This is a genomic window from Terrabacter sp. RAF57 (assembly GCF_052113925.1).
Classification (GTDB): Bacteria; Actinomycetota; Actinomycetes; order Actinomycetales; family Dermatophilaceae; genus Terrabacter.
In genome coordinates, this window is record NZ_JBFRDT010000015.1 from 1 (window position 1) to 12,203 (window position 12,203).

Sequence of the window (12,203 nt, forward strand, 5' to 3'; positions counted from 1 at the left end):
GGCACCAGCTTCACCACCGTCACCGACGAGCAGATCGCCCACGTCGAACAACTGCTCAACACCCGCCCCCGAGCCACCCTCGGCTTCCACACCCCCGCCCATAAACTCAACGAACTACTCAACGTTGCGCACACGCCCTGAAACCGCCGAGCGCTCCGTCCCACGATCCGCGGGGCTGGTGTGGCGGGCTGCTCACTCGACTGTTGCGGGGCGCTCACTCGACGGGGACGGTGGGGGCGCTCACTCGAGTGTGGTGGGGGCCGGCATACGGCCTCGGTCGGTCAGGCGCGGGCTCAGGCGAGGCCGAGGGCCTGGGCTTCCTCCCAGAGGTCGTCGCGAACCCGCGGGTGGGCGCAGTTCTCGATGATGTCGTGGCACTGGTCCGTCTCGCTGCGACCCCACAGCGGCGCGACCCCTTGCTCGGTGACGATCGCGCTCTGCTGGAAGCTCGTGACCGGCTCGTCGAGCAGCGGCACGATCGTCGACACGTCGGCGCGGGGGTGCCACGAGCGGAGCGCGATGAACGACTGGCCGCCCGCGGAGTGCAGCGCGCCGACGATGAAGTCGGTCTGGCCGCCGAAGCCGGAGTGGATGCGCGCGTTGATGCGCGAGGCGTTGGCCTGGCCGAAGAGGTCGACCTCGAGCGCGGTGTTGACCGAGGTCATCTGCCGCTGCGAGGCGATGAGGCCGGGGTCGTTCGTCTTCTCGGTGCGCATCATCCGCACGCGTGGGTTGCCGTCGAGCCACGCGTAGAGGTCGGTCGAGCCGAAGCTGAACGAGGTGACGAGCGGGTGGTCCGGGTCGAGGGCGCCGGCCTCGTCGAGGGCGAGCACGCCGTCGGAGAACATCTCCGTCCACATCCGGATGCCGCGTCGCGAGGTCAGTGCGGACAGCGTCGCGTCGGGCACCGCGCCGATGCCGAGCTGCATCGTCGCGCCGTCCTGGACCATGGCCGCCACGCGCTCGCCGATGAGCCGGCTCTCGGGGTCGGGCTCGGTCGCTGCGTGCGAGGGCAACAGCGCGTCGACCTCGACGACGAGGTCGACGTGCTCGATCGGCACCTGGGCGTCGCCGAACGTGTAGGGCATCTGCGGGTTGACGACCGCGACGACGAGCCCGCCCCGGGCCCGGCACGCCTCGAGGGCCGCGGGCAGGACGTTGACCTCGAGGCCCATGCTGACCTGGCCGTTGCGCGGCGGCGCGCAGTGGAGCAGCACGGCGTCCGGCGGCAGCGCCCGGCCGTAGAGCAGCGGCACGAGCGACAGGCGCGAGGGCACGTAGCGCAGCCGGGGGTGCCGACGCATACCCGGTCCGACGAAGCACGTCTCGACGGTCACGCCGTCGCGGTCGGGCAGGCCGGCGGGAGCATTGAGCGCGTGGAGCACGTAGCTCGGCTGGGCCGCGTCGAGCGCCCGGACCGCCTCCCAAGGGACCGCCATGTTGCCGCTGACGACGACACGGGGGTTCTCCGGGAGGGCTCGAAGCCGCTGGGTGAGCTCGTCGATCGTCGCCGTCCGCACTCCTTCATCCTCGCGCAGCGCGGGCCACCGCGAGGGCGTATGCCGTCCGGCGTGACGAACGTCGCCCCGACCCTCCGCGCGTGGCGGGGGTCGGGGCGGGTCGGCGACTGGGGCGGAGCCGGCCGGTCAGCTGGCCTTCTTGGTGGCCGTCTTCTTCGCCGTGGTCTTGGCCGTCGTCTTCTTCGCCGTCGTCTTCGTGGCCGCGCTCTTCGGCCTCGTGGCCTTCGCAGCCGTCTTCTTGGCGGGCTTCCCTTCGGCGGAGTCGGAGTCGGAGTCGGAGGCGCTCGAGCCGCCGGTCTTGGCGGCCTTGGCCTTGTCGACGCTGCGCTGCAGGGCCGCGAGCAGGTCGACGACCTCCGTCTCCTCGCCCTTGGCCTCGGGCGTCTCGGTGATGTCGCCGCCCTCGATCTTCGTCGCGACGAGTTGGGTCACGGCCTCGGCGTAGTCGTCCTCGAACTCCTCGGGCTCGTAGTCGCCCGACAGCGAGTCGACGAGCGAGGAGGCCATGGCGAGCTCCTTGGCCGTCGCGTGCGTCTCCTCCGAGAGGGACTCGAACTCGGGCGCGCGCACCTCGTCGGCCCACAGCAGCGTCTGGAGCACGATGACGCCGTCGCGCACGCGGAGCACGGCGAGCGTCATCCGGGTGCGCACCGACACGGTGACGAGCGCCATCCGGTCGGCCTTCTCGAGCGCGTCGCGGAGCAGGACGTAGGGCTTGAGGCCCGTCTTGTCGGGCTCGAGGTAGTAGCTCTTGTCGAAGAGCAGCGGGTCGATCTGCTCGGACGGCACGAACTTCTCGATCGAGATCTCCTTCGTCGACCGCGTCGGAAGGCTCTTGAGGTCCTCGTCGGTCAGCACGACCATCTGCCCGTCGGCGGCCTCGTAGCCCTTGGCGATGTCGGAGTAGGGCACCTCCTCGCCGTCGATCGAGCAGACGCGCTGGTACTTGATGCGGCCGCCGTCCTTCTCGTGGACCTGCCGGAACTGCACGTCGTGGTTCTCGGTCGCCGAAAAGAGTCGGACCGGCACATTGACGAGGCCGAACGACACGGCGCCTTTCCAGATGGCTCGCATGAGAACAAGAATGCACCCATGCGCCCCATGCTCGCGACGCCGACGACGACGATTCCGGTCGGCGACCGCTGGCAGCACGAGGTCAAGTGGGACGGCATGCGGGTGCTGGCCGACGTCGTGGCCGGCGAGATGCGCCTCTTCTCCCGCACGGAACGCGACGTCACCGTCGCGTTCCCGGAGCTGCGCGGGCTCGCGAACGAGTACGCCGACATGCTGCTGGACGGCGAGATCGTCTCGATGCGAGACGGCGTGCCGTCGTTCGCCGCGATGGCCGAGCGGTTCCACGTCACCGACGCCCGCCGGGCCGCGATGCTCGCCGAGGCCGCGCCGGTCACCTTGATGACCTTCGACCTGCTGCGGCTCTACGGCGTCGACCTCATGCCGCGCACGTGGACCGACCGGCGCGCCACGCTCGAGCGACTCGAGCTCTCTGCCGCGCGCTGGCAGACGCCGCCGACGTTCGCCGACGGGGCGACGCTGCACGCCGCGACGAAGGAGCAGGGCCTCGAGGGCATCGTGTCCAAGCGCGTCGACTCCGTCTACGTGCCCGGGCTCCGCTCCCCCTACTGGCTCAAGTCGCCCCACCGCGGCACCGTCTCCGTCGTCATCGGCGGCTGGCGGCCCGAGGCCACGGGGACCGTGTCGAGCCGTCTCGGTGCCGTCCTCGTCGGGGTCCCCGGGCCGGGCGGCCTGCGCTACCTCGGGCGCGTCGGCTCCGGCCTGGCCGGCAAGACGGGGCAGGCGCTCATGCGCGACCTCCAGGCTCTCACGTCGGCCGAGTCGCCTTTCGCCACAGACGTCCCCGCCGAGGACTCGAACGGCGCGACGTGGGTGCACCCGGTGCTTGTCGCCGACGTGCAGTCGCTGGGACTCAGCGGTCAGGGGAGACTGCGCCAGCCGGCATACAAGGGCCTGCGCAGCGACCTCACGCCCGGTGACGTCGACGACCACGGGGACGGTGAGTGATGGCGTACGTGCCGACCAAGGTGACCGTCGAGGTCGACGGCCGACGGATGAAGCTGTCGAGCCTCGAGAAGGTGATGTACCCGAGGGCCGGCACGACCAAGGCCCAGGTCATCGACTACTACGCGCGGATCGCGCCGGTGATCCTTCCCCACCTCCGCGACCGCGCGGTGACGCGGATCCGCTTCCCGCACGGGGTCGGCGACATGCAGTTCTTCGAGAAGAACATCCCAGCCGGCACGCCCGCGTGGATCCGGCGCGCTGGGCGCGACCCCGTCTTCCCGCTCATCGACGACCTCGCCGGGCTGACGTTCTTCGCCAACCTCAACTCGCTCGAGCTGCACGTGCACCAGTGGCGCTACGAGGGGGAGGGGCGTGATGCCGTGCCGCGGGGCCCCGACCGGCTCGTCATCGACCTCGACCCCGGGCCGGGCACCGGCCTGCTCGAGTGCGCCCGGGTCGCGCTCGTCGTGCGCGAACGCCTCGGCCGCATCGGGCTCGACACCGTCCCGGTGACCAGCGGCAGCAAGGGACTCCAGCTGTATGCCGTTCTGCCCGGGGCGCACACGAGCGACGAGATCCGTGACACCGTCCAGCAGCTCGCGCAGGAGCTGACCAAGGCCTACCCCGACCTCATCGTGTGGAAGATGGCCAAGGAGCTGCGCCCGGGCAAGATCTTCCTCGACTGGAGCCAGAACGTCGCCGCCAAGACGACGGTCTGTCCCTACTCCCTGCGCGGCCGTGACCGCCCGACCGTGGCGGCGCCGCGGTCGTGGGACGAGATCGAGGCGGGCGCCGACGGCGGCGAGCTCGAGCAGCTGACGGCCGACGAGGTGCTCGACCGCGTAGCCCGGGACGGCGACCTGGCCGTCGAGGTCACGGGCTGACCGTTGCGGTGGGCGAGCCGGGAGGCGAGGGGGCCCGCTCGCACGAGGCCGTGACAGCATACACCCTCCCCGTGGCGTGCGAGAGGGCCCGGCACTCGGAGTGCCGGGCCCTCTCGGTGGCATCGCTGACCGGGTCAGTGCGCCTTGTCGTAGGCCGCCTGGACGTCGGCCGAGATGCGGCCCCGGTCCGAGACGGTGTGGCCGTTGGCGCGGGCCCACTCACGGACCGCGCCGAGGTCGCTGCGCTTGGCCGAGCCGGCGCCCGCGCGACGACGCGAGGCAGCCTTGGCCGAACCTGCCCGACGTGCGTGACCGGTCCACGTCGCGAGGTCGTCGCGAAGCTTGCGGGCATTCTTGTCGGACAGGTCGATCTCGTAGGTGACGCCGTCGAGCGCGAAGGTCACCGTCTCGGCAGCCTTTCCACCGTCGATGTCATCGATCAACACCACTTCGACACGCTGAGCCATGTTTCTCCATCTGAAGTTGTTCGCTAATTCGGAGGGGATTCCGCGAATACGCGACTCGCGGGGCACGATCAATTTAGCGCGAAGAGTCCGTAAATGCATTTCCATCGAAAACAATGGCGCGGTCGACCGCTAAAGAGATGCACCGACGCGTGCAGGAATGACGGAAAGGCGGTGTTCCTGCCGTGGCGGGCCCTTTGTCGACGCGCGGTCGTCGACACGCGCTCGGCGCTCGGCGCTCCGGCGCTCAGCGCTCCGTCGTCGGGGTGGCCTCGGCGCCCGGCGCGGCGGCCTGCGACGCCTCGTTCGCGGCAGCCTCGCGGCGGTCGTGCTCGGCCTCCCACCTGGCCTGGGCGAGGCGCTCGCGACGGTCTCCCTCGAGGATGCTCTTGATGACGAAGTAGAAGAGCGCGCCCACACCGACCGTCGGGACGATGGCGAGCACATAGGGCATGACCGATTCCATGCCGACATTTTCTCACGGCGCCGCGGCCGCCCCTCACGAGCGCTGTCGCACCGCCACCGTACGGTCGTGCCATGGCTACGAGGACGACGACCCGACGCACCCCCGGTTTCCGCTGCGGTGAGTGCGGGTGGACCACCGCCAAGTGGGTCGGTCGGTGCGGCGAGTGCCAGGCGTGGGGCACCGTGGCCGAGACGGGTGCGCCCACGGCCGCCCGCACCACGGCGGCCTCCGTCGTCACCCCGGCCCTGCGCATCGCCGACGTCGATGTGACCCGGGCGGCCGCGCGGCCCACCGGCGTGGCGGAGTTCGACCGCGTGCTCGGCGGTGGCCTCGTCCCCGGCGGGGTCGTCCTCGTCGCGGGGGAGCCGGGCGTCGGCAAGTCGACGCTGCTGCTCGACGTGGCCGCCCGGGCGGCCCGGTCGGGCTCCGAGGTCCTCTACATCAGCGGTGAGGAGTCGGCCGCGCAGGTGCGCACGCGCGCCGAGCGCATCTCGGCCATGGCCGACACGCTCTACCTCGCAGCCGAGACCGACCTCGCGACGGTCCTCGGCCACGTCGAGGCCCGCTCGCCGGGGCTGCTCGTCGTCGACTCCGTCCAGACCATCGCGAGTGCCGACGTCGAGGGCCAGGCCGGCAACGTCTCGCAGGTCCGCGAGGTAGCCGGTGCCCTCATCGCGGCGGCCAAGGCGCGCGGCACCGCCGTGCTCCTCGTCGGCCACGTGACCAAGGACGGCTCGATCGCCGGTCCCCGGGTCCTCGAGCACCTCGTCGACGTCGTCATCCAGTTCGAGGGCGACCGGCACTCGCGCCTGCGCCTCGTACGCGCCGTCAAGAACCGCTTCGGCCCCACCGACGAGGTCGGGTGCTTCGACCTGTCCGACGTCGGCATCACCGGACTGGCCGACCCGAGCGGGCTCTTCCTGTCGACGCGTGACCACGCGGTGCCGGGCACGTGCGTCACCGTCACCCTCGAGGGTCGCCGACCGCTCGTCGCCGAGGTGCAGGCGCTCGTCGCACCGTCCACGCTGCCGTCGCCGCGACGCACCTCGAGCGGTCTGGACGCCTCGCGGCTCGCGATGATCATCGCCGTGCTCGACAAGCGGGCCGGGGCGCCGGTCGGCTCGCGCGACATCTTCGCGGCCACCGTCGGAGGGGTGCGCATCACCGAGCCCGCTGCCGACCTCGCCATCGTCTGCGCCGTCGCGTCGTCCGTCATCGACAAGCCCCTCGCCAGCGACGTCGTCGCCTTCGGCGAGGTCGGCCTCGCCGGCGAGGTCCGTCGGGTGACCGGTCTGGACCGCCGTCTCGCGGAGGCGGCCCGCCTCGGATTCCGCCACGCGCTCGTGCCCGCGGGCAGCCTGTCCGACTCCTCCGTGCCCGCCGGGATCCGTGCCGTCGAGGTCGCCGACGTCCCGCGGGCCATCGAGGCGATGGGACGCCTCGCCGGTGGACGGTCAACGAGCGCACCGGCCGTCGGCACCGTCTAGACTGCGACCGACCGGGGTGGACGCGCTCGGCGCCCCCATTGCGAACAGGGAAGTGATGGACCGGAACGACGAGCTGCTGCTGCGTGCGGCCCTCGCCGCCGTGGCACCCGGAACGGAGCTGCGCGACAGCCTCGAACGCATCCTCCGTGGACGCACCGGAGCCCTCATCGTGCTCGGCTTCGACCGCGTGGTCGACTCGATCTGCACGGGCGGCTTCGTGCTCGACATGGAGTTCTCGGCGACCCGCGTGCGCGAGCTGTGCAAGATGGACGGCGCCGTCGTGCTCGACCGCGAGGGCACCCGCATCCTGCGCGCCGCCACCCAGCTCGTTCCCGACTCCCGCATCGAGACCACCGAGTCCGGCACGCGTCACCGCACGGCCGAGCGCGTGGCCAAGCAGACGGGCTTCCCCGTCATCTCCGTCAGCCAGTCGATGGGCGTCGTCGCGCTCTACGTCGGCGACCTCCGGCACGTCATCGAGGGCTCGCCCACGACGCTCTCGCGCGCCGACCAGGCCCTCCAGACCCTCGAGCGCTACAAGGCCCGCCTCGACGAGGTCACCGGCACGCTGTCCGCGCTCGAGATCGAGGACCTCGTCACCATCCGCGACGTCACCGCCGTGCTCCAGCGCCTCGAGATGGTGCGGCGCATCTCGGCCGAGATCCAGGACTACGTCGTCGAGCTCGGCACCGACGGTCGCCTCCTCAGCCTCCAGCTCGAGGAGCTCGTCGGCGGGCTCGGCAACGACCGCGAGCTCGTCATCCGCGACTACCTCCCGGCGACCAAGTCGGGCCTCACAGTCGGCGACGCGCTCGCCAACCTCCAGGCCCTCAACTCCGTCGAGCTGCTCGACCTCGCGGCAGGTGCCCGCGCCGTCGGCTTCTCGGTCGTCGGCGACAGCCTCGATGCCCCCGTGTCGCCGCAGGGCTACCGCCTCCTGACCAAGGTGCCGCGCCTGCCCACCGCGATCGTCGACCGGCTCGTGTCGCACTTCGAGTCGCTCCAGCGCCTGCTCGCCGCCGGCATCGAGGACCTCATGCTCGTCGAGGGCGTCGGTGAGGGCCGTGCCCGCGCCGTGCGCGAGGGCCTGTCGCGGCTCGCCGAGTCGAGCATCCTCGAGCGCTACGTCTGACCGGCTCCGCCGCCGCATCGTTCCGTATGCCGTCCCGCGAGGTCCCGCTGTCGCTGCTCCACGAGCGCGTCAACGCCTGGTACGCCGAGTCCGGGCGCAAGGAGCTGCCGTGGCGGGCGCCGGACGCCAGCCCATGGGGCGTCTTCCTCTCCGAGGTGATGTCGCAGCAGACCCCGCTCGCCCGGGTCGAGCCGATCTGGCGCGAGTGGATGCAGCGGTGGCCGACGCCGGCCGACCTCGCGGCCGCTGCGCCGGGAGACGCGGTGCGCGCCTGGGGGCGGCTCGGCTACCCCCGGCGTGCCCTGCGGCTGCACGAGGCGGCCCGGGTCATGGTCGAGCGTCACGGTGCCGAGGTGCCGAACACCCCGGAGGGCCTGCTGGCGCTCCCCGGGGTCGGTGCCTACACGGCTGCCGCCGTGTCGTGCTTCGCCTTCGGCATCCCCGAGGTCGTCGTCGACACCAACGTCCGGCGCGTGCTGGCGCGCACGGTCGAGGGCAAGGCCTTCCCGAACCTCACGCTCAACCGCGCCGAGGCCCTACTCGCCGCCGACTCGATGCCGGCCGACCGCGGTGCCGCGAACACGTGGAACGTCGCCGTGATGGAGCTCGGGGCTCTCGTCTGCGTCGCCCGTGGGCCACGCTGCGACGAGTGCCCGGTCGCCGACCTGTGCGCCTGGAACGTCGCGGGCCGACCGGCCTACGACGGACCGCCCCGTCGGGGGCAGTCCTGGCACGGCACCGATCGCCAGGTGCGGGGTGAGCTGCTGCGCCGCCTGCGCGACGCCCACGCGGCGCTGCCCCTCGCCCGTCTCGAGGACTCCGCCGCCGACCGCGTGCAGGTGATGCGCTGCCTCGACTCGCTCGTCGCCGACGGCCTCGTGGAGCCCTTGTCGCGGCAGAGGTTCCGCCTCCCCGCCTGAGGGACTCCACCCGCCCCACCCGCCGAGTCGAGTGAGCGCCCAACCCCACTCGAGTGGCCCCTCCGTCCCACGAGCCCCACCCCCCACACCCCTTGATCGTCGAGTGGCCCCGTGGTCACAGAACGGGTGTGACGCGTGGGACATGGCGGCCACTCGAGTGGGACGGGGCGCTCACTCGAGTGGGACGGGGCACTCACTCGAGTGGGGCGGGCGACGGGGTCAGACGTTGCCGAGGACGGAGCGCGCGTCGATCGCGATCACCACGCGCTCGGGGTTGGGGCGAGGCTCGCGGTAGCGGGCGGCATACCGCTGCTCGGCGTCGGTGACCGAGGCCGGGTCGTCGAGGATGCGGGCGGTGCCCTGGAGCGAGAGCCAGTGGCGCCCGTCCACCTGGCACAGCACGGCGGCACACCCGGCGAGCGCGTTGCGGGCCTTGCGGCTGCCGCGGCTCGTGATGACGCGGGCGACCGACGTCTCGGGGTCCCACGTGAAGCCGACCGGCACGACGTGGGGCGAGCCGTCCGGCCGCAGGGTCGTCAGCGTCGCGAGGTGACGCACCGACATGAACTCGAGGGCCTCCGGGGAGAGGTCGCGGGGAAGGGTGGCCACGGGCGACAGACTACGAGAGGCCGGCATGTCACCGGCGCCTCCCGTTGATCCCGGGCCGCCTCGTCGGTAGCGTGGCCCCTTGTGCCTGCCCCCGTCCGTGCGTCGTGAAGACCTTCTGGCTGCTCGTCCGAGCCGGCTTCAGGAGGCACTCGACGTACCGGCTGGCGCTGCTGGCCGGGATGACGACGAACTCGGTCTTCGGCTTCATCCGCGCCTCGATCCTGCTCGCCGCGCTCGCGTCGGCCGGGACGGCCATCGGCGGCTACGACGCCCCGACGACGATCGCGTTCGTCTGGTGGGGTCAGGCGCTGCTCGGCACGGTCAACCTCTGGGGCTTCGCCGAGGTCAAGGACCGGGTCCGCACCGGTGACATCGCCGTCGACTTCCTGAGGCCGGTCGACCCGCAGATCGCTTATCTCGCAGGCGATCTCGGACGTGCGGGCATCAACCTCATCGGCCGCGGAGCGCCCGCGCTGCTGCTCGGTGCCGTCCTCTTCGACATGGCGTGGCCACCCTCCGCCGTCAGCTGGGTCGCGGGCGCCGTGTCCATCCTGCTCGCCGTGGTCGTGGCCTTCTCGGGCAACTTCGTCATCAACCTGCTCGCGTTCTGGCTCGTCGAGATCCGTGGCATCACGCTGCTGTGGATGATCACCGGTGGCCTGCTCTGCGGTCTCTACCTGCCCGTGCCGTGGTTCCCGGACTGGCTGCGCACCATCGCCAACTGGTCGCCCTTCCCGTCGATGCTGCAGAACCCCATCGACATCCTCGCCGGACGCGTCGTCGGGCCCGACATCGCGTCGGCGGTCGGGGTGCAGGTCTTCTGGGCCGTCGCGCTGCTCGCCCTCGGTCAGGTCGTGCTGCGCGCGGGCCGTCGACGGCTGGAGGTGCAGGGTGGCTGACCGGACGCTCTCCCAACGGCTGCGCCCCTACCGGGTGCTGCTCGCGTCCCGTGCCCGGGCGCAGATGCAGTACCGCGCCTCGTTCGTCACCGACATCCTCGGCACCGTCGGTGTGGGCCTCGCCGAGTTCGCTGAGGTGTGGGTGATCTTCCACAACGTCGACGTGCTCGGCGGCCTCGACTTCACGGCGGCCCTGCTCGTGTTCGCCCTGTCCAACCTGTCCTTCTCGCTCGCCGACATGTTCGTCGGTCACCTCGACCAGCTGCCGCGCTACATCCGGGCCGGCCAGGTCGATGCCTTCTACGTGCGTCCGCTGCCGCTGCTGGCCCAGCTCATGACGAGCGACCTGTCGCTCCGGAGGGTCGGCCGGCTGTCCGTCGCCCTCGTCGCCCTCGGCGTCGCCCTGACGACCGCCGACATCGCCTGGTCGCCGGCCACCGTGGCGCTCATCGTGCTCACCGTCGTCAGCGGCACCGCGATCTTCTCGGCCCTCTTCACGGCCGCTGGCGGCCTCCAGTTCTTCCTCGTCGACGGTGCCGAGTTCACCAACGCCTTCACCTACGGCGGGTCGTATGCCGCCCAGCAGAGCCAGCAGGTCTTCCCCGACCCGCTGCGGATCTTCTGGACGTTCGTCGTGCCGACAGCCTTCGTCGCCTACATCCCGGCCGTCGCGATCCTCGGCCTCGACGACCCGCTCGCGCCGACCTGGCTCGCGTGGCTCACCCCCGTCGCCGGGCTGCTGGCCTGGGGCATCGCCGCCACGTGCTGGCGCCTCGGCACTCGTCACTACCAAGGAGCAGGCGGATGAGCATCATCGAGACGCGCGACCTCGTGCGCGACTTCAAGAAGACGCGCGCCGTCGACCGGATGACCTTCTCGGTCGCGCCCGGCGAGGCGGTCGGCTACATCGGAGCCAACGGTGCCGGGAAGTCGACGACGATCAAGATGCTGACCGGCATCCTCAAGCCGACCTCCGGTCACGTGCGCACGTGCGGGCTCGACCCGATGCGACAGCGGGTCGAGGTCGCGCGCCGGGTCGGAGTCGTCTTCGGCCAGCGCTCGCAGCTGTGGTGGGACCTGCCGTTGCGCGACTCCTTCGCGATCCTCGGGGCGATCCACCGGATGGACGAGGCGGCGTCCCGGGCGCGCACCGACCTGCTCGTCGAGCAGCTCGAGATGGGACCGCAGCTGGGCACGGCGGTGCGCTCGCTGTCGCTCGGCCAGCGGATGCGTGCCGAGATCGCCGCCGCCCTGCTCCACTCGCCGGAGCTGCTCATCCTCGACGAGCCGACGATCGGCCTCGACGTGCTCTCGAAGCAGCGGTTGCGCGAGTTCCTCGTCGCCGAGCGCCGTGAGCAGGGCACGACCCTGCTGCTCACCACCCATGACATGGGCGACATCGAACGGCTCTGCGACCGGGTCCTCGTCGTCGACCGCGGCCGGCTCGCCTTCGACGGCACCCTGACCGGGCTCGCGGGCACCGTCGGCGCGCAGCGCATCCTCGTCATCGACCTCGCCCAGCCCACGCCGGACCTGCACGACGTGCCGGGAGCGACCCTCGTCGAGAGCGAGTCGGACGGCCTGCGGCAGCGGCTCTCGTTCGACGCCGAGGCCACGACGGTCGCGGCCGTGCTCGCCCACGTCTCCTCCCGGCACGAGGTGCGCGACCTGACGATCGAGGAGCCCGACATCGAGGACGTGGTGCGCCGCATCTACGCCGCCTCGGGCCGAGCCTGACACCCCACCCCCTCCGTCGAGTGCCCCGTGGCCACTCCCGGCCCA

General features: G+C 71.6%; 13 protein-coding genes. 8 read left to right on the top strand and 5 right to left on the bottom strand.

Features of this window, described 5'->3' with window-relative positions; genetic code table 11:
- Positions 1–293: 293 nt before the first annotated feature.
- Both AB4Y83_RS16465 and ku read right to left on the bottom strand, forming a co-directional pair.
- Complete coding sequence (locus AB4Y83_RS16465) at positions 294–1,520, bottom strand: acetyl-CoA hydrolase/transferase family protein (protein ID WP_442297542.1); 1,227 nt, start codon at positions 1,518–1,520, stop codon at positions 294–296.
- 126 nt (positions 1,521–1,646) lie between these two features.
- Entirely contained in the window at positions 1,647–2,594 is a 948-nt protein-coding gene (gene ku, locus AB4Y83_RS16470) for a non-homologous end joining protein Ku (RefSeq protein ID WP_442297543.1), read from the bottom strand.
- Between the two features lie 18 nt (positions 2,595–2,612).
- Between ku and ligD (AB4Y83_RS16475) the strand changes: the two genes are divergently transcribed.
- Positions 2,613–3,560: a non-homologous end-joining DNA ligase gene (gene ligD / locus AB4Y83_RS16475; RefSeq protein ID WP_442276862.1), complete on the top strand. Its 948-nt coding sequence runs from the start codon at positions 2,613–2,615 to the stop codon at positions 3,558–3,560.
- On the top strand, positions 3,560–4,444 hold the full coding sequence (ligD, locus tag AB4Y83_RS16480) for a non-homologous end-joining DNA ligase (protein WP_442297544.1): 885 nt from the start codon (positions 3,560–3,562) through the stop codon (positions 4,442–4,444). The genes ligD (AB4Y83_RS16475) and ligD (AB4Y83_RS16480) overlap by 1 nt, the downstream gene beginning before the upstream one ends.
- Before the next feature lie 134 nt (positions 4,445–4,578).
- Here ligD (AB4Y83_RS16480) and AB4Y83_RS16485 read toward each other — a convergent pair whose 3' ends face one another.
- Both AB4Y83_RS16485 and AB4Y83_RS16490 read right to left on the bottom strand, forming a co-directional pair.
- Positions 4,579–4,911 carry a histone-like nucleoid-structuring protein Lsr2 gene (locus AB4Y83_RS16485; RefSeq protein ID WP_020145083.1) on the bottom strand — a complete coding sequence of 111 codons (333 nt, stop codon included), beginning with the start codon at positions 4,909–4,911 and terminating at the stop codon, positions 4,579–4,581.
- A gap of 244 nt (positions 4,912–5,155) precedes the next feature.
- On the bottom strand, positions 5,156–5,374 hold the full coding sequence (locus AB4Y83_RS16490; RefSeq protein ID WP_442276860.1) for a hypothetical protein: 219 nt from the start codon (positions 5,372–5,374) through the stop codon (positions 5,156–5,158).
- Between the two features lie 71 nt (positions 5,375–5,445).
- Between AB4Y83_RS16490 and radA the strand changes: the two genes are divergently transcribed.
- Genes radA through AB4Y83_RS16505 form a run of 3 tightly spaced genes read left to right on the top strand, consistent with a single transcriptional unit; the run spans position 5,446 to position 8,913 of the window.
- Complete coding sequence (gene radA, locus AB4Y83_RS16495) at positions 5,446–6,861, top strand: DNA repair protein RadA (RefSeq protein ID WP_056773554.1); 1,416 nt, start codon at positions 5,446–5,448, stop codon at positions 6,859–6,861.
- A 55-nt stretch (positions 6,862–6,916) separates the two neighbouring features.
- Positions 6,917–7,993, top strand: coding sequence for a DNA integrity scanning diadenylate cyclase DisA (disA, locus tag AB4Y83_RS16500; protein ID WP_056773551.1), 1,077 nt, complete (start codon positions 6,917–6,919; stop codon positions 7,991–7,993).
- Between the two features lie 26 nt (positions 7,994–8,019).
- Positions 8,020–8,913 (top strand): A/G-specific adenine glycosylase, encoded by an 894-nt coding sequence (locus tag AB4Y83_RS16505; protein WP_442276858.1) that lies wholly within the window; start codon positions 8,020–8,022, stop codon positions 8,911–8,913.
- Positions 8,914–9,132: 219 nt separating this feature from the next.
- Here AB4Y83_RS16505 and AB4Y83_RS16510 read toward each other — a convergent pair whose 3' ends face one another.
- The gene (locus AB4Y83_RS16510) at positions 9,133–9,522 is read right to left on the bottom strand and encodes a pyridoxamine 5'-phosphate oxidase family protein (RefSeq protein WP_442276157.1); all 390 of its coding nucleotides are present in this window, start codon (positions 9,520–9,522) and stop codon (positions 9,133–9,135) included.
- Positions 9,523–9,626: 104 nt separating this feature from the next.
- Between AB4Y83_RS16510 and AB4Y83_RS16515 the strand changes: the two genes are divergently transcribed.
- The 3 genes from AB4Y83_RS16515 to AB4Y83_RS16525 are packed head-to-tail and all read left to right on the top strand — an operon-like array spanning position 9,627 to position 12,158.
- Positions 9,627–10,421, top strand: a complete 795-nt coding sequence (locus AB4Y83_RS16515; protein ID WP_442276158.1) for an ABC transporter permease — start codon at positions 9,627–9,629, stop codon at positions 10,419–10,421.
- Positions 10,414–11,229, top strand: coding sequence for an ABC transporter permease (locus AB4Y83_RS16520; protein ID WP_442276159.1), 816 nt, complete (start codon positions 10,414–10,416; stop codon positions 11,227–11,229). Before AB4Y83_RS16515 ends, AB4Y83_RS16520 begins: the two co-directional genes overlap by 8 nt.
- The gene (locus AB4Y83_RS16525) at positions 11,226–12,158 is read left to right on the top strand and encodes an ABC transporter ATP-binding protein (protein WP_442276160.1); all 933 of its coding nucleotides are present in this window, start codon (positions 11,226–11,228) and stop codon (positions 12,156–12,158) included. Before AB4Y83_RS16520 ends, AB4Y83_RS16525 begins: the two co-directional genes overlap by 4 nt.
- Positions 12,159–12,203 lie beyond the last annotated feature (45 nt).

Coding starts and splice junctions, on each gene's coding strand:
- AB4Y83_RS16525 (WP_442276160.1), top strand. CDS start 11,226: ATGAGCATCATCGAGACGCGCGACCTCGTGCGCGACTTCAAGAAGACG.
- AB4Y83_RS16490 (WP_442276860.1), bottom strand. CDS start 5,374: ATGGAATCGGTCATGCCCTATGTGCTCGCCATCGTCCCGACGGTCGGT.
- AB4Y83_RS16505 (WP_442276858.1), top strand. CDS start 8,020: ATGCCGTCCCGCGAGGTCCCGCTGTCGCTGCTCCACGAGCGCGTCAAC.
- ligD (WP_442276862.1), top strand. CDS start 2,613: ATGCGCCCCATGCTCGCGACGCCGACGACGACGATTCCGGTCGGCGAC.
- radA (WP_056773554.1), top strand. CDS start 5,446: ATGGCTACGAGGACGACGACCCGACGCACCCCCGGTTTCCGCTGCGGT.
- disA (WP_056773551.1), top strand. CDS start 6,917: ATGGACCGGAACGACGAGCTGCTGCTGCGTGCGGCCCTCGCCGCCGTG.
- ligD (WP_442297544.1), top strand. CDS start 3,560: ATGGCGTACGTGCCGACCAAGGTGACCGTCGAGGTCGACGGCCGACGG.
- AB4Y83_RS16485 (WP_020145083.1), bottom strand. CDS start 4,911: ATGGCTCAGCGTGTCGAAGTGGTGTTGATCGATGACATCGACGGTGGA.
- ku (WP_442297543.1), bottom strand. CDS start 2,594: ATGCGAGCCATCTGGAAAGGCGCCGTGTCGTTCGGCCTCGTCAATGTG.